The organism is Streptomyces sp. CBMA29 (assembly GCF_014596445.1).
In the GTDB taxonomy this organism is placed as follows: domain Bacteria; phylum Actinomycetota; class Actinomycetes; order Streptomycetales; family Streptomycetaceae; genus Actinacidiphila.
Window position 1 is genome coordinate 1 of record NZ_MECL01000259.1, and the last position, 15,480, is coordinate 15,480.

Below are 15,480 nucleotides of genomic sequence, written 5' to 3' on the forward strand. Positions count from 1 at the left end.
ACCGGACGGCGAGGCCGCGGACGGCGACGGATCCGCCGTGGTCGGCGCGGGCGCCGTCGTGGTGTCTGAGGCGTGCGCGACCGTGGTCGAGGGCGAGGAGGAGCTGTGCAGCGCGAGTCCGAGCCCGACTCCCGCGAGGCACAGCACGGCTACCGACGCCACGATGACCCGGCCCCGGGTGACCGCGGGTTTGGCCCGCGGGCCGGGCTCGGCGGTCGCTGCGGCCGCGCGGCCGACGGGAATGCCGTCGCCGTCCTGGGGCGGGGGCAGTTCCGCGTCCGGGTCGAGCCGGTGCGCGACCCGTTCGTCCAGCAGCCCGGTGTCCACCACGCCGGCCGAGTCGATGGTGAAACGCCAGCGGGGCTGATCGGTGCGGCCGACGACGACGACCGCCCACCGGCCGTCCGGATCGTCGGCAAGCCGCTGGAAGCGTTCGCGGTCCCGGCCGCCGGGCGCGCCGCCCAGCAGCAGCACCCCGCCCGCCTCGTCCTCCAGGGCCGCGTCGGTGTCGGCCGGGTCCTGCGGTTCGGCCGGCGCCGATGTGCCGGGGACCGGCTTGAAGCCGACCCGGACCACGCGCACCTCGCGGGACCAGGGGCTGGCGGCCAGTTCGCGGGCCCAGTCGTGGGCCAGCGCCCGCGCCTGCCGGGCGTCGCCCTCCAGGCCGATGAGCCCGCCGACCTCGCCGAGGTTGAGCAGCGCGAAGCCCTTGCTGGTGTTGCCGAGCGGGACCAGCCGCGGATACGGCTCCGGCAGCGACTCCGCCACGCTCGCGCTCTGGAGCCAGCGCAACTGGGCGTGCCAGGTCCGCCCTTCATGGTCCGCGGTCCACCCGGCCGGTGGCCGCTGATCGGGCGTCCTGAGGTGGAACCAGACGGTCTCGGGCCCGACGACCACCACATGGGCCACCGGAACGGCGCGGTTCTCGCGGTCGCAGGCGGTGGCCAGGACGCGGATGACCCGGTCCACGGTCCACAGACCGTGATCGGCACGCGGCGCCGAACCCGGTCGCTGCCCGGACCTTCGCGACCGGCGCAGCCGGGCGCTCCAGTCGGTGCGGCGAGGAAGGCGATCGGCGGATCGGGACGGGGGTGTCACCTGTGTCTCCTTCACTCACGTCGTCACTCGCGTCCGCCCACGCCGTCAGCACGTTCACTCACGTCGTCACCGGGCCGGTCGCGTCGCGCCCGCGGTGTGCCGCGCACGCTGTGTCCTGTGAACGGTGGTTGCCCGCCACGGGGGGTGTCAACGGCGGGCGCGGGGCGGCGGCGGCCCCTTGGGCCCAGGGGCCCAAGGTCGCCCGCGAGCCCTGGACCAGGCATCGCAGCCGTTCCTAGCATCGACCGCGTCCGGGCCCGGCGTGCCGCCGCGTACCGGCAAGCCCGGCAACGTCAGAAGGGACGCACGATGACGAATCTGAACATCACGTATCAGGAGATGTCGGACAGCGCGAGCAAGATGCGCAACAACAAGGCCGACATCGACCAGAAGCTCACCGAGTGCAAGAACATCGTCGACAACCTCACCGGCTCGGGGTTCGTCACCGACCAGGCGTCCGGCAGGTTCGACGAGGTGCACACCGAATTCGTCACGTCGGCCAACCAGGCCATGGAGACGCTGGACCAGTTGTCGCAGTGGCTCGACAAGGCCGTGGACGCGATGCAGGACATGGACACCCAGCTCGCCAGCTCGCTCAACCAGAAGTAACGGGCCGCGGCCGGTCCACCGGCGCCGCCCGCACCCCGCACCGGGCGTGCGGGCGTCCGATTCACGAGGGGGGAACCATGCCCATGATGATCACCATCGCCCGATCCCCCGACTGGTCGGCCGACGTCGCGGTGGACGCCGATCCCACGACCCCGCTCCGCGATGTCGTCAAGAATCTGCTGGACAGTCTCGACGGGTCGCAGCCCCCGACGCTCGGTGGCTCGGCGCAGTCGGCGGTCTACCTCGCCGACCAGCCGCTCGACCTCTCACTGCCCCTGGCCAGCAGCGGCATCCACGACGGCACCGTGCTCTGGCTCGACCGGCCGGGACCCGTCGAGACCCCGCCCGTCGGCCTGGTGACCGTCCGGGCCGTCGCGGGCGCGGGCGCCGGACGGATCTGGTACCTCGGCGCGGGTGAGTACCGCGTCGGATCGGGCGCCGACTGCCAGGTCGACGTGGGCGGCGGGCCGCCGGTGGCCGCCGTCGTCCGGATCTCCCTCGACGCCTCGGTACGGGTGCGCGCCGTCGGGCACTCCGCGCTGCTCGACCGCGTCGCCCTGCCCGACCACGACGTGGCCTGGCCCGAGACGGTCCAACTCCTGGTCGGGGAGACCTTCCTGGAGGCGCACCCCCTGCTGCGCCCCGACGCCGTCGTCGAGCCCTCGCCCGACGGGGAGTACCTCGACTACAACCGCCCTCCCCGGCTGCTTCCCCCCGTGCAGCACACCGTGTTCCGGCTGCCGTCCCAGCCCAGGCCGCCCTCCCTGAACGCGCTTCCGTGGCTGACCGCGGCCCTGCCCGCCGTACTCGGCAGCCTCATCGCGGTGATGTTCCACAACCCGATGTTCCTGATGATGGCGGCGATGTCGCCGGTCATGATGCTCGGAAGCTGGTTCACCGGACGGCGGCAGGGCCGGATCAGCCACCGCCGCCAAGTGGCCGAGTACGGAGCCCAGTTGGCGGCGACCGAGGCCGAGATCGCGACGGCGCTCGAACAGGAACGCCGCGACCGCCGCGCCGCGAGCCCCGACCCCGCCGAACTGCTCGTCATCGCCACCGGCCCGCGGTCCCGGCTCTGGGAACGCCGCCGCACCGACCCCGACCACCTGCTGGTCAGGGTCGGCATCGCCGATCTGCCCACGGCCATCGCCGTCGAGCAGGGCGACGGCACGCGGCGCGGCCGGGACCTGCGGGCGGCCCCCGACGTACCGGCCGCCTTCTCCATCGCGGAGGCCGGAGTCGTCGGCGTCGTGGGACCCGAGGGCTGGCCGCGGCACATGGCGCGCTGGCTGACCGGGCAGCTCGCCGTCCTCCAGAGCCCCCGCGACGTGCAGTTGTACATCCTGACCGATCCGGCGGGCGAGTCCCTGTGGGAGTGGGCCGCCTGGCTGCCGCACTCCCGGCCGCTGCTGGGCCAGCAGGCCCTGTCCCTGATGGGCGCCGACGCCGAAACCCTCGGCCGCCGGGTCGCGGAACTGAGCGAACTCATCCACGTACGCCAGCAGGCCCGGCTCAACGCCGGGCTCGGCGCCGCGTTCGCCGACCCCGACGTCGTCGTGCTGATGGACGGCGCCCGGCGGCTGCGGGCCCTGCCCGGAGTGGTGGCGATCCTCCAGGAAGGCCCGGCGGTCGGCGTCTACAGCATCTGCGTGGACGCCGACGAGCGGACGCTGCCCGAGGAGTGCGCCACCGTCGTCATCGGCGGCGGTTCGCGCCCGGCCACCCTGCGCAGGCAGCGCGCCGCGCAGGTCGACGGCATCGTCTCCGACGAGGTCCCGGAGAGCTGGTACGCCTCGGCCGGACGCAGACTCGCGCCGCTGCGCGACGTCAGCGAGAACCAGGGCGACGCCGCCCTGCCCGCCTCCGCGCGGCTGCTGGAGATCCTGGGCCTCGAGGAGCCGACCCCCGCGGCGATCGCCGCCCGCTGGCGTTCCTCCGGCCGTGGCACCAAGGCCGTCGTCGGCTATTCGCTCAACGGGCCGTTCGCCCTGGACCTGGTCAACCACGGCCCGCACGGACTCGTGGCGGGCACCACGGGCTCGGGCAAGTCGGAGTTCCTGCAGAGCCTGGTGGCCTCGCTGGCCGTCGCCAACCGCCCGGACGCCATGACCTTCGTCCTGGTCGACTACAAGGGCGGCGCCGCGTTCAAGGACTGCGTCGACCTTCCCCACACCGTCGGCCTGGTGACCGACCTCGACCCGCATCTCGTCGAGCGCGCCCTGACCTCGCTGAGCGCCGAACTCACCCACCGTGAGCACCAGTTGGCGGCGGCGGGCGCCAAGGACCTGGAGGACTACCTCGACTACGCGGGCCGCAGGCCGGAACTTCCCCCGATTCCCCGTCTGGTCATCGTCATCGACGAGTTCGCCTCGATGGCGCGTGAACTGCCCGACTTCGTCACCGGCCTGGTCAACATCGCCCAGCGCGGGCGCTCGCTGGGCATCCATCTGATCCTGGCGACGCAGCGCCCGTCCGGCGTGGTGTCGGCGGAGATCCGTGCCAACACCAATCTGCGGGTCGCCCTGCGGGTGACCGACGCGGGGGAGAGCACCGACGTCATCGACGCGCGGGAGGCCGCGGCCATCACGACGGCCACGCCCGGACGGGCGTACGCGCGGCTCGGGCACAGCTCGCTGATCCCGTTCCAGACCGGGCGGGTCGGGGGCCGCCGTCCCATGGCCGACAGGACCGCCGCGACGGCCGCGCCCTTCCTGCGCCCGGTCTCCTGGCTCGACCTCGGACTGCCCGCGCCCCAGCGCCCGCGCACCGTCGCCGAGACCGACGAGGTGACCGACCTGTCGGTCCTGGTGTCGGCCATCGGACAGGCCAACGCCATGCTGGGCATCGCCGCGCAGCGCCGCCCGTGGCTGCCGCCGCTGCCGCTGTCCGCGGTGGTCGACCTGACGGCGGACCCGGTCCGCGGCTCCCGGCAGGACCCGTCCTTCTCGTGGGCTATCCAGGACCTGCCGATGCGGCAGCGCCAGGAGACGGTGACGGTGGACCTGGCCACCTTCGGCCACCTGCACATCGTCGGCGCGCCCCGCTCGGGCCGCTCCATGGCGCTGCGCACCTTCGCCGCCGCGGCGGCCAGCCAGTCCACCGTCGCCGACCTGCACCTGTACGGGCTCGACTGCGGCAACGGCGCCCTGCTCCCGCTCACCCGGCTGCCGCACTGCGGCGCTGTGGTGCAGCGCTCGGAGACCGACCGCGCCGCCCGGCTGCTCAGGCGGCTGCACGCCGAGGTGCAGAACCGTCAACGACTGCTCGGCGAGGGCGGGTTCGCCGATGTGACCGAGCAGCGCGCGGCCCGGCCCGAGGCCGAGCGGCTGCCGCACGTCGTGCTGCTGCTCGACCGCTGGGAGGGGTTCATGGGCACCCTCAGCGAGTACGACAGCGGGTCGCTGACCAATCTGGTCCAGACCCTGCACCGGGAAGGCGCGAGCGCCGGGGTGCACCTGGTCATCGCGGGCGACCACATGCTGCTGAGCGGCCGGATGAGTTCGCTGTGCGACGACAAGCTGGTGCTGCGGCTCTCCGACCGCAGCGACATGGGCCTGGCGGGGCTGAACTCGCGGAAGATCCCGGAGAATCTGCCGCCGGGCCGCGGCTACCGCGCGCCCAGCGCGATCGAGACCCAGGTCGGGCTCGTGGCGGACGACCCGGCGGGCCCCGCGCAGGCCGCCGCCGTGCACGCGCTGGCGGCCCGGCTCACCGAGCGCGAGGCGGGGGTCCCCAAATCGGCCCGCCCCAACCGGATCGCGGTGCTGCCCACCCAGCTCTCCTTCGACCAGGCGTGGGAGATGGTGGAGGAGACGCCGAAGCCCATGTGGGCCCTGGTGGGGGTCGCGGGCGACGACCTCGAACCCGTCGGCGCCGACCTGATGGGCGATCAGCCGACCTTCCTGGTCGCGGGACCGTCCAGGTCGGGGCGGAGCACCGCGCTGACCGTCATGACCGAGTCGCTGCTGCGCGGCGGCGTCGAGATCGTCATCGGCGCCCCCATGAACTCACCCCTGCGGGCCTTCGAGGGCAGGACCGGGGTGCGCGGTGTCATCACCGCGGACGCCCCCACCGAGCAGCAGTTCTCCGATCTGCTCAACACCGGTGACGGACCCGTCGTCCTCGTGGTCGACGACGCCGAGACCTGGCGCGACCTGCCCTGCCGCGACTGGCTGAAGGCGTTCGTGAAGAAGGCGTCGGGAAGCAGGCGCGGCGTGGTCCTCGGCGGGGACGTCGCCTCGGTGGCGATGGGCTTCTCCGGCTGGCAGTCCGAGGTCAAGCGCAACCGGCGCGGCGTCCTGCTGTCGCCGCCCACCTTGAACGACGGCGACCTGGTGGGGGTGCGGCTGTCCCGTTCCCAGCTCGCCGCCAGGGTCGTACCGGGCGCCGCCCTGGTGCACCTGGGCAGCGGCAGCCTGCTGCCCGCCCAGATCCCCCTGCCGCCGACCGTCGGCGGGCCCGCGCACGACACCGCGGCGCACGACACCTCGGCGCGCGACAACTCCGCACACGACAACAGGGAGCAGTGATGGCGGACCTCGTGGTGAAGGACCTCCAGAGCCTCGCGAGCGACCTCGGCGAGCTGATCGGTCAGTTCGAGGGAGCGCTGGACTTCCAGAACGACGACAAGGGCCTGTGGGGTCAGCTCAACGCCAACCTGTCGATGGGCGACTTCGCCGACAACTGGACCGTGCACCGTGACGCGATGGTCAAGTCCATGAAGAGCCTGCGCGACAAGGTCAACAAGGTCGACGAGGCGTGGGCGCAGGCGGACCAGCAGTTGCTGGACTCATTCGAGGACGGCTGACGAGCGTCACAAGGAGAACAGCATGTCCATCAGAAACCTCGACTGGTCGCCACTGGACCGGCACTCGGACCCGATCCACACCGACCTCGACGTGGTGAGCGGCGCGCAGACGCGCTACCAGCACATCGCCGACACCATCGACGACGCGGTCACCAAGCTCCAGCGGATCGTCGACACCGACAGCGACAGCCTGGCGGGCCAGTACGTGGAGGGCCTGAGGTCCGAGGCGACCAGCGTCAAGGACAGCCTTACCAAGGCCGTGGTGCGCTACCACGACGTCGCCGCGGAGATCAAGAAGTACGAGCCCGACCTCGAACAGGGGCTGAACGAGACGGCCGCCGCGCGCACCGACGCCGAAGAGGCCAAGAACGACCAGACCAAGGCGCACGCCATGCCCGACCCGCAGAAGCAGTCGGACGGCACCACCACCCCCGAGGAGCAGCAGAAGGGATCCGACAAGGACAAGGCGAACGCCGACGCGGACGGGAAGCTGGCGGCGGCCAAGACGCGGCTGACCAACGCGATGGACGCGCTGAACGTGGCGGGCAAGCGCTTCGGCGACGCGGTCAACTGCAAGAAGTACGACGACGGCCTGACCGACTCCTGGAAGGACAAGCTCGACGCCGTCATGGCCAAGATCAGCCAGATCTTCGCCATCATCGGCATGATCCTCGGAGTCCTCGCGATCCTCATCCCCGGTGTGAACGCGCTGATCATCGCGGGAGTGGTGGCAGGCGCGATCACCCTGGTCGCCAACATCGTGCTGTACGCGCACGGCAAGGGCAGCGTCGTCGACGTGATCCTCGGGGCCGTCGGTCTCGGCCTCGCGGGCATCGGCGCCATCGCCTCGCTTGCCGCCAAGGGCCTGGCGAACGCGGCCAAGACGCTCGGCCAGTTGGCCGGCCGGCCGCGCCCGGTGACGACCAACCCCCCGCAACTGCACTGGGGTCCGGGCGCGCCGATCGAGCTGACCCCGATGGGCCCCGCGGCGGGCGCGGGCACCCGCACCGGGCCGAGCGTGATCGGCGGGGTGAACACCGTGCCCGGCGACTTCGTCATGCCGATCAACCCGGCCACCGGCTGGACGAACATGTCGGACTGGTTCAACAACCCCGCCACCAACTGGCTGTTGGGAAAATTCGGGGCCATCACCCCCGAACTCGGCTTCTGGGAGTCGGCGGGACTCCAGTTCAAGGGCGCCGGCGCGATGTGGGGAAAGCTGTTCACCGATCCGCTGAACTTCGCCAAGGACTGGGCGGGCGTCATCGGCGGTCTGAGCGGCTTCCGCGACCTGTCGGCCGTCATGGCCGCCATCGGCGGCAAGATCTCCCCGCTCTGGTACGTCTGGGGCGGTCTCAACGGCGCCTTCGGCATGGGCGGTCTGATCTACACCGGCGGACGCCTGGTCGGCTGGATCCCCGCGGTCAACCCGCCCGGTGTGGCCGCCTCATGACCAGTGGAGACGACATGAGCGACGACCTGGCCGCGGCGGACGGGCTGCCCTGGCACTGGGAATGGGTGCCCGGCATCCGGCCGGACGACGAGGAGTACGCGGCCTGGACCGCGCACATCGTGGCGCTCTTCGCCGACTGGACCTCCGAGGGCCTGGACGCGGCGCGGCTGGCCTGGCCCGCCGAGGCGGGCGTCGAATTCCCCTTCACGTCCGACATGGTGGGGCAGGGCGCCGCCGAATGGCTGCTGCACCGGGCGGGCCAACTGCCCGCGTGGTCCCGGCTCGCCTGGGGAGCGGCGTTCGTGCAGGGCAGCGCGCGCTGGGCGCCGGTCCCGGTGGTGGTGGAATTCCGCCGTCCCCGGGAGGAGGACCCCAACTACCTGATGGAGGTCGTCGGCGCCTCCGGCCGCGACGGCGACGCACGGCAGCCGACGATCGACTACGTGACGACCCCGATCGGCGACGGAGTGCAGGTCTTCGCCCTCGGACGGACCCCGGAGGGGGCGGCGTTCGGCCGCGCCGAAGCCGCGATGCGCCTGGACGTGCCGCCGGTCGGCGGCGCCGCGAGCGTCAGCTCCGACGTCGTACTGACCACCGTCGTCTTCGAGATGGGCCTGATGGCGCTGATCAGCGCCGGTGTGGAGCAGTTGATGCAGCAGATCGCCCACGACTGCGCACCCCCGGCCGACGGGGGCCCGGCCAGACTCGGGTTCGCCACCACCACCGAGGGGAGCCAGCGGTGATCGACTTTGAACTCGTCCTCCCCGACGGCTGGGTGCAGATTCCCACCACGCCCGACACGACCGCGCTGCGCCGCAGGACCGTCGACGCGGTGATCCGCCACCATGTGCCGGACTCGCTGCCGCGCGACTCGGCGGGCCCGTGGCGGCGGATGCTGCGCAAGGAGCTGACGGAGGCGACGGAGGAGGCCGCGCGGCAGAACGCCCGCTCGGTGCTGCTCCCGCTCCAGGAGTTCAGCGGTGTCCGGCTGCCCGGATCGATGCTGGTGACCGTTCTGGAGAGCCAGGACGAGACCGAGGACCCGGAGAAGCTGCTGGCCTCCCTCCTCGCCGACGCCGGAGCCGACGGCACCTATCTGGAGATCGGCGGAGCCCCGGCGGTACGGGTCGCCTCGGTGGTGGACAGCGGCCGGGTCGGCCGCAAGGCGCCGTCCTGGCGGGTCTCGTACTACGTCTCCAACCCCGACGCGCCCGGCACCTGGGGGCTGCTGACCTTCACCGTGCTGACCGACGGCGACCTCGACGCCGAACCCGTACAGGCCGTCGTGCTGCTCTTCGACATGATCGTCACGACGCTGCGGTGGGCGAACCGCGTCGACGTCCCCACCCAGGACGAGGTGCTGGCCCAACTGGCCGAGATGGACCAGCCCGCGCCGGGTCACCAGCCGACCGGCTCGTCGGCCTCCGCGCGCAGCGAGCCGTCGGCCGACGCCTCCGGCGCGTGAACCGAACGCGAAGAAAGTATGAAGCGGCCCCGGCCACGCTGGTCGTATGACAGTCGTCGCCACTTCCGCGCCGATCAGCCCGACCCGGGTGCGGATCGCCATCGTGAGCCCGGACATCCTCGCCCAGATCCGCCAGGTCTTCGCCCGTAAGAACCTCGACGTGGAATTCCTGCGCATGCCCTACGTCGAGGTGGCTGTCGCCCCCGCCGCCGCGCCCGCGCCCGCGCCGAGCGCGGTCTTCACGAAGGACCTGCGGCCCGCGCCCATCGGGCAGGTGCCGCCGCCCGCCGCGTGGCCCGCGTAGCCCTCGTGTCCCGCGTGGCCTTCGGGTCGGGTGGAGTCGGCGGGCATCTGCTGCTTCCCTTCGGGGAGTTGTCCGGGTCCTGGCGCCGTACGGTCGTCGCGCGTCATGCGGACTTCCGGATTTCGAGCAGGTCGGGGACGGGGGCGAGGTCTTCCAGGAGCTGACCGGTCGCGCCGTCGATCGTCGCGCGGGCCGCCGTGCCGAGCGAGCCGACCGGGGTCCAGGCGGCGCCCTTGTGCGCGCCGTCGAGCAGCGCCTGGAGGCGGGCCATGTCCGCGTCGATCAGGGTCAGTTGTCGCGGGTCCCGCCGGGTGATCAGCGGGCGCAGCACCGTCAACAGCTCTCGCGTACCGGCCAGGTTGGCGTTCGCGGTCGCCAGATTCGTCCCGCTGCCCTCGTCGGTGTCGCCGGTCAGCTCGAACTGGAGGGTGTTCTCCAGGATCTCGTGGCTGCGCAGCGGCAGGTCGGAGGGGTCGAAGTCCTGCGTGGGGAACGCCTTGCGCAGGCCCGCCGCGTCGGCGCCGAGCCGGACGGCGAGCGGCTTGAGCGAGGCCGCGGACTCCCCGTGCCACAGCCCGTACTCGATGCGGTGGAAGCCGGTGAAGGACGGGTCCTTCTCGCCGCCGGGCAGCCCGTCCTTGCGGCCGTTGATCTTCGCGTCGAAGTCGGCGAAGGTGCCGTAGGCCGCGCCAAGCGCGGAGTACGTGTCGTGCGCGGTGAGCCAGTCGGCGCGCGCCGCGGTGAGGTCGCCCGCCGCGAGGTCGGCCGTCAGCGTGCCGGTCTGGCCGACGAGCGTGCCGAGCCCGGTGTTCACATAGGCGCGGTACGACGCGAGCGGCGGCTGGAGTTCGGACGCCGCCAGCGGAAGGACGGCCTTGGTGGTGCTGCCGCCGGAGACCCGTACGGACGCCGAGGTGACCGCCTTGCCGCTGGTCGGCACGCAGCGCCAGGCGTAGTCGCCGCTGCCGACGGTGGCGACCAGGTCGCGGGTGGTGCCGGGGGCCAGGCCCTCGATCTCGCCGTAGACGGCGTTGGTGGAGGGGTTGATCAGATAGACCTCGGACGCCTTGTCGCCGGTGTTGCGCATCGAGAAGGTCTGGCGGCCGGGCTCGGGGGCGCTGAAGCCCTTGCCGCACTCGGTCGGCGAGACGGCGACGGTCTGCGCTCCCGCGGGCTTGCCGTCGCCGAAGGCCACGACCAGGCCGCCGATCAGGGCGGGGATCGCGACGACGGCGGCCGGGAGCAGCCATACGGGACGGGAGCGGGTACGGGCGGGGGCCGCCGTAACAGCGGGCACGGCGGCGGTGTCCGGTTCGGCAACGGGCGCCGTCTCCGCCGTCCTCGGCTCGGCCGCCTTCTTGGATACGGGCTTGGATACCGGCGCGGGCGCGGGCTTGGATACCGGCGCGGGCGCGGGCTTGCGCCCGCCGCGTACGAACAGCGTCATGACGATCGCGAGGTAGCCGACGTAGGCGGCGACCTGGAGCCAGGTCATGGCCGGGGTGAGGTTGAGGACGCCCTGGAGGAGGGCCGCGTACCAGGAACCGGCGTCGATGTGCGCGCTGAGGTCGAAGGCGTACGCCGTCTTCCCGGCGATCACGCCGCCTTCCTGGAGGTCGCGCAGGCCGTAGCCGAGGACGCCCGCGGCGATGACGATCAGGACGGCGCCGGTCACGGTGAAGAAGCGGCTCAGGTTGATCTTGAGCACCCGCCGGTACAGGCCCCAGCAGAGCCCCGCGGCCAGGACCAGGCCGATCGCGGCGCCGGCCAGCGGGCCGCCGGACTCCCCCGCGGCGCGGGCGGTGGTCCACAGGAAGAGCGCGGTCTCCAGGCCCTCGCGGCCGACCGCGAGGAAGGAGGTGAGGATCAGCATGCCGCCGCCCATGGCGAGCGCCGCCGTCACCTTCTCCCGGATCTCACCGGACAGATTGCGGGCCGAGCGGCGCATCCAGAAGACCATCGCGGTGACGAAGGCGACGGCCACGACGCTGAGCGTGCCGCCGAACGCCTCCTGCGCGGTCGCCGAGAGATTCGCGGCGGTGAAGGTGAGGACCGCCCCGAAGCTCATCGACAGGGCGATGGCGGCCAGGACGCCCGTCCACACCTGCGGGAGCCGGGACTTGGCGTCGCCGCGCACCAGGGTGGCCACCAGGATCGAGACGATCAGCCCGGCTTCGAGACCTTCCCTGAGTCCGATGAGGAAGCTCGGAAACGCGTCGTCCCACATCGATGTTCGTCCTCCCGGACCCGTGCTTAGGTGTGCCTGGCCTGACTTAGGCATACCTATCCTGCGGATCGGGGCCCGCGAAGTCTCTCTGCTCCGGTTCCGTATTGGGTAAAAAGGACACCGGGTGACACCGGGTGACACCTGATGCGCGCGGGCCGCGCGGGCCGCTCCCCCGCTCAAGGGGGGATCGGCGATCCCTGGACAAGTGGGGCCTTCATCCGGCCGTCGCCGCCGCCCACGCTGGAGTCATGACCACGCACACGGGCCCGAACGCGGACCCTCACCAGCACACGGACACGGACACGGACTCGACCACGGACAGGACCACGGACGGGACCGCACCCGCCAGGATCGCGATCGTCACCGGCGCCAACCGCGGGCTCGGCCGCGCCACCGCGCTGCGGCTCGCCGCGGACGGCGTCGATCCGATCATCACCTTCCGGTCGCACGAGGACGAGGCGGCGGCCGTGGTCGCCGAGGCGAGGGCGCTCGGCCGCACCGCGTACGCGCTCCGCCTGGACACCGCGCGAACCGCCGGATTCGCGGACTTCGCCGACGAGGTGCGGCGGCTGCTCAAGGAGGGGTGGGGGCGGTCGGACTTCGACTACCTCGTCAACAACGCGGGCTCCGCCGTGACGGAACCCTTCCTCGAAGCCACCGAGGAGGGCTTCGACACGATGCTGAACGTCCACTTCAAGGGCGTCTACTTCCTCACCCAGCGGCTGGTCCCGCTGCTCGCCGACGGCGGCCGGATCGTCAACCTCTCCACCGGGCTGACCCGCTTCACCAGCGAGGGCCTGTCGGCGTACGCGTCGATGAAGGGCGCCGTGGAGGTGTTCACCCGCTATCTGGCCAAGGAGCTGGGCCCGCGCGGCATCACCGCGAACGCCGTGGCGCCCGGCCCCACCGGCACCGACTTCGGCGGGGGCTTCATGCGGGACGACGAAGGCGTCAGGGCCGCGCTCTCCGGCCAGGCCGCGCTCGGCAGGGTCGGGGCGGCCGAGGACATCGGCGGTGTGATCGCCGCGGTGCTGTCCGGCGGGACCGGGTGGATCACGGGACAGCGGATCGAGGCGTCGGGCGGGTTCCTGCTCTAGTCCCGCGGGTTACCGCTCCAGCCGGGCGGGTCGCTCCTGCGACCGGGCAGTTCCCTCGCCCGCCGCACGGGATACGTATCCGCACGCCGTCCCCGCGCCCTTGTCTCTCCTCCCCCTCCGCTGGAAAGCGCTCGCGCACCCCTCTCGATGCGGCATCGCCCGCCCCCACTCACTGTCAGGAGCGAACCGTCATGACACGTAAGAACGCACTGGACACCGCGGTGCCCGATCTCAGCGGAAAACTGGCCGTCGTCACGGGCGGGAGCGACGGGATCGGGCGGGGGCTGGGCGGGCGGCTGGCGCGGGCGGGCGCGGAGGTCGTGCTGCCGGTGCGGAACGCGGCGAAGGGCGCGGCGGCCGTGGAGCGGATCCGGGCCGAGGTGCCCGGGGCGCGGGTGTCGACGCGGGAGCTGGACCTGGCGTCGCTGGAGTCGGTCGCCGCGCTCGGCCGGACGCTGGTCGCCGAGGGCCGGCCGGTCGACATCCTCGTCAACAACGCGGCGGTGATGACCCCGGCGACCCGGCAGACCTCCGCGGACGGCCTGGAGTTGCAGTTCGCGACGAACCACCTCGGGCATTTCGCGCTGACCGCGCACCTGCTGCCGCTGCTGCGCGCGGCGGGCGGCGCCCGGGTGGCGACCCAGTCGAGCATCGGCGCCCGCCAGGGGGCGCTGGCCTGGGACGACCTCCAGGCGGAACGCGGCTACGCGCCGATGAAGGTCTACAGCCAGTCGAAGCTCGCGGTGCTGATGTTCGGCCTGGAACTGCACCGGCGCAGCGTCGCGGGCGGCTGGGGCATCACCAGCACCCTCGCGCATCCGGGCCTGACCTCGACCAATCTCCAGACGGCCGGGCCGAATCTGGGCCGCGCGAAGCGGACGACCTGGCTGGACCGCGCCTTCCGGTGGCAGTCCAGGCTCGGGCTGTTCGTGCAGACCGTGGACGACGGGCTGCGGCCGGTGCTGTACGCGGCGACCGCGCCGGGGGCGGTGGGCGGCGCCTTCTACGGTCCCGGCGGTCTCGGTCATCTGACCGGCCCCGTGGTGGAGCAGCCGCTGTACCGGTCGGCCCGGAGCGAGGAGGAGGCGCGGCGGGTCTGGCAGGTGTCGCAGGAGCTGGCGGGGGTGCGGTTCCCGGACGGCGTGACCGCCGCCGAGAGCTGAACCGAGCCGTACCGGCGGGAGGACGCGACCCCGCAAGTGCGGGAGACCGCGGACGTACAGGCAGGTGGGCGCGGACGCACGTGCGGGAGACCGCGGACGTACAGGCGGGAGACTGGGGTCATGGACCGAGAACAGCTGGCGGATTTCCTGCGCACCCGGCGTGAGGCGCTGCAACCCGAGGACGTGGGGCTGCCGCGCGGGCCGCGGCGGCGTACGCGGGGGCTGCGGCGCGAGGAGGTCGCCGCGCTGTCCGGCATGTCGACCGACTACTACAGCCGGATCGAGCAGGCGCGCGGCCCGCAGCCGTCGGCGCCGATGCTGGGTGCCATCGCGCGCGGGCTGCATCTCTCGCTCGACGAGCGCGACCACCTCTTCCGGATGGCGGGGCACAGCGCCCCGGAGCGCGGATCGGGCAGCGACCACGTCAGCCCCGGTCTGATGCGGATTCTCGGACGCCTGGACGACACTCCCGCGCAGGTCATGACGGATCTCGGCGAGACGCTGACGCAGACCCGGATGGCGCTCGCCCTGCTGGGCGACGAGACCGGGCACACCGGGATGGCTCGCAGCTTCGGCTACCGCTGGTTCACCGACCCCGTCACCCGCCGCATCTACCCCGAGGCCGACCACCCCACCCACAGCCGGATCTTCACCGCCGGGCTGCGCGCGACGCTCTCCCGCCAGGGCCCCGGCTCGCGGGCCGCCGCCCTCGTCGACGCCCTGCTCGCCGTGAGTCCCGAATTCGCCGCTCTCTGGAGCGCCCACGAGATCGGCGTCCGCCACCCCGACGACCTCAAACGCATCCGTCACCCCGAGGTCGGCATCCTCCACCTGCACTGCCAGGTCCTCCAGGACCCCGCCCAGTCCCAGACCCTCCTGGTCTTCACCGCCACCCCCGGCACCGACTCCTACGAGAAGCTCCAGCTGCTGTCGTCCCTGGGCGAACGCGGCGCGACGGCGTAGTTCGGACGCTCTCGTACGGGTACGGGTGTCGGGTCGGGTACGGGGTCGGGTTCGGGGTCGGCCCCGTACCGCTGAGGCCCGGGGTCAGACCTGTTCCGACTCGCCTTCCACCGCGAGCTGCCACTCCGCCTGGAGGCGGGCCAATTCCGTCAGCTCGTCCGGGGTCCACGAGGTGCGGCCCGCGCTGAGCCGACGTATCCGGGCATTGAGCTCGGCCGCGTCGGTGAACGCGCGATCGGGAGCCTGAGGCGTGCTGGGCATGGGCGCAAACATATCCACGATCCGATAAACGCC

The 15,480-nt window shown here is 72.5% G+C and carries 13 protein-coding genes; 10 read left to right on the top strand and 3 right to left on the bottom strand.

Translation table 11 applies throughout. The annotated features are described in order from the left end of the window. The coding region (locus BGM09_RS34885; protein ID WP_223188031.1) for a hypothetical protein at nucleotides 1-969 on the bottom strand (969 nt) is incomplete at its 3' end. A 438-nt stretch (nucleotides 970-1,407) separates the two neighbouring features. On the opposite strand from BGM09_RS34885, the gene BGM09_RS34890 reads away from it, so the two are divergent. The 7 genes from BGM09_RS34890 (at nucleotide 1,408) to BGM09_RS34920 (ending at nucleotide 9,736) form a co-directional block, all read left to right on the top strand. Next, nucleotides 1,408-1,707 carry a WXG100 family type VII secretion target gene (locus tag BGM09_RS34890; protein WP_188285763.1) on the top strand — a complete coding sequence of 100 codons (300 nt, stop codon included), beginning with the start codon at nucleotides 1,408-1,410 and terminating at the stop codon, nucleotides 1,705-1,707. A 77-nt stretch (nucleotides 1,708-1,784) separates the two neighbouring features. Continuing rightward, a complete protein-coding gene (locus BGM09_RS34895; RefSeq protein WP_188285764.1) occupies nucleotides 1,785-6,236 on the top strand; it encodes an FtsK/SpoIIIE domain-containing protein in 4,452 nt (1,483 codons plus the stop codon). Further along, nucleotides 6,236-6,514, top strand: a complete 279-nt coding sequence (locus BGM09_RS34900; RefSeq protein WP_188285765.1) for a hypothetical protein — start codon at nucleotides 6,236-6,238, stop codon at nucleotides 6,512-6,514. The genes BGM09_RS34895 and BGM09_RS34900 overlap by 1 nt, the downstream gene beginning before the upstream one ends. Nucleotides 6,515-6,536: 22 nt before the next feature. Continuing rightward, nucleotides 6,537-7,967 (top strand): DUF308 domain-containing protein, encoded by a 1,431-nt coding sequence (locus BGM09_RS34905; protein ID WP_188285766.1) that lies wholly within the window; start codon nucleotides 6,537-6,539, stop codon nucleotides 7,965-7,967. A gap of 14 nt (nucleotides 7,968-7,981) precedes the next feature. Further along, the gene (locus BGM09_RS34910; protein WP_188285767.1) at nucleotides 7,982-8,710 is read left to right on the top strand and encodes a hypothetical protein; all 729 of its coding nucleotides are present in this window, start codon (nucleotides 7,982-7,984) and stop codon (nucleotides 8,708-8,710) included. Continuing rightward, a complete protein-coding gene (locus BGM09_RS34915; protein WP_188285768.1) occupies nucleotides 8,707-9,432 on the top strand; it encodes a hypothetical protein in 726 nt (241 codons plus the stop codon). Before BGM09_RS34910 ends, BGM09_RS34915 begins: the two co-directional genes overlap by 4 nt. Before the next feature lie 46 nt (nucleotides 9,433-9,478). Continuing rightward, the gene (locus tag BGM09_RS34920; RefSeq protein ID WP_188285769.1) at nucleotides 9,479-9,736 is read left to right on the top strand and encodes a hypothetical protein; all 258 of its coding nucleotides are present in this window, start codon (nucleotides 9,479-9,481) and stop codon (nucleotides 9,734-9,736) included. A gap of 103 nt (nucleotides 9,737-9,839) precedes the next feature. Here the strand turns inward: BGM09_RS34920 and efeU are convergent, their stop codons facing one another. Beyond that, nucleotides 9,840-11,963 (bottom strand): iron uptake transporter permease EfeU, encoded by a 2,124-nt coding sequence (gene efeU / locus BGM09_RS34925; RefSeq protein ID WP_188285770.1) that lies wholly within the window; start codon nucleotides 11,961-11,963, stop codon nucleotides 9,840-9,842. Nucleotides 11,964-12,211: 248 nt separating this feature from the next. Between efeU and BGM09_RS34930 the strand changes: the two genes are divergently transcribed. The 3 genes from BGM09_RS34930 to BGM09_RS34940 all read left to right on the top strand — a co-directional run bounded on the left by BGM09_RS34930 (nucleotide 12,212) and on the right by BGM09_RS34940 (nucleotide 15,186). Beyond that, complete coding sequence (locus BGM09_RS34930) at nucleotides 12,212-13,060, top strand: SDR family NAD(P)-dependent oxidoreductase (protein WP_188285771.1); 849 nt, start codon at nucleotides 12,212-12,214, stop codon at nucleotides 13,058-13,060. 191 nt (nucleotides 13,061-13,251) lie between these two features. After that, nucleotides 13,252-14,223: an SDR family oxidoreductase gene (locus BGM09_RS34935; protein WP_188285772.1), complete on the top strand. Its 972-nt coding sequence runs from the start codon at nucleotides 13,252-13,254 to the stop codon at nucleotides 14,221-14,223. A 120-nt stretch (nucleotides 14,224-14,343) separates the two neighbouring features. Further along, complete coding sequence (locus BGM09_RS34940) at nucleotides 14,344-15,186, top strand: helix-turn-helix transcriptional regulator (RefSeq protein WP_188285773.1); 843 nt, start codon at nucleotides 14,344-14,346, stop codon at nucleotides 15,184-15,186. Between the two features lie 84 nt (nucleotides 15,187-15,270). On the opposite strand, the gene BGM09_RS34945 is transcribed toward BGM09_RS34940, so the two are convergent. After that, entirely contained in the window at nucleotides 15,271-15,447 is a 177-nt protein-coding gene (locus tag BGM09_RS34945; RefSeq protein WP_188285774.1) for a hypothetical protein, read from the bottom strand. Nucleotides 15,448-15,480 lie beyond the last annotated feature (33 nt).

Bases quoted from the DNA above. Each gene is read 5' to 3' on its own strand.
- BGM09_RS34930 (WP_188285771.1), top strand. From the start codon at position 12,212: ATGACCACGCACACGGGCCCGAACGCGGACCCTCACCAGCACACGGAC.
- efeU (WP_188285770.1), bottom strand. From the start codon at position 11,963: ATGTGGGACGACGCGTTTCCGAGCTTCCTCATCGGACTCAGGGAAGGT.
- BGM09_RS34945 (WP_188285774.1), bottom strand. From the start codon at position 15,447: ATGCCCAGCACGCCTCAGGCTCCCGATCGCGCGTTCACCGACGCGGCC.
- BGM09_RS34905 (WP_188285766.1), top strand. From the start codon at position 6,537: ATGTCCATCAGAAACCTCGACTGGTCGCCACTGGACCGGCACTCGGAC.
- BGM09_RS34900 (WP_188285765.1), top strand. From the start codon at position 6,236: ATGGCGGACCTCGTGGTGAAGGACCTCCAGAGCCTCGCGAGCGACCTC.
- BGM09_RS34895 (WP_188285764.1), top strand. From the start codon at position 1,785: ATGCCCATGATGATCACCATCGCCCGATCCCCCGACTGGTCGGCCGAC.
- BGM09_RS34910 (WP_188285767.1), top strand. From the start codon at position 7,982: ATGAGCGACGACCTGGCCGCGGCGGACGGGCTGCCCTGGCACTGGGAA.
- BGM09_RS34935 (WP_188285772.1), top strand. From the start codon at position 13,252: ATGACACGTAAGAACGCACTGGACACCGCGGTGCCCGATCTCAGCGGA.
- BGM09_RS34890 (WP_188285763.1), top strand. From the start codon at position 1,408: ATGACGAATCTGAACATCACGTATCAGGAGATGTCGGACAGCGCGAGC.
- BGM09_RS34940 (WP_188285773.1), top strand. From the start codon at position 14,344: ATGGACCGAGAACAGCTGGCGGATTTCCTGCGCACCCGGCGTGAGGCG.
- BGM09_RS34920 (WP_188285769.1), top strand. From the start codon at position 9,479: ATGACAGTCGTCGCCACTTCCGCGCCGATCAGCCCGACCCGGGTGCGG.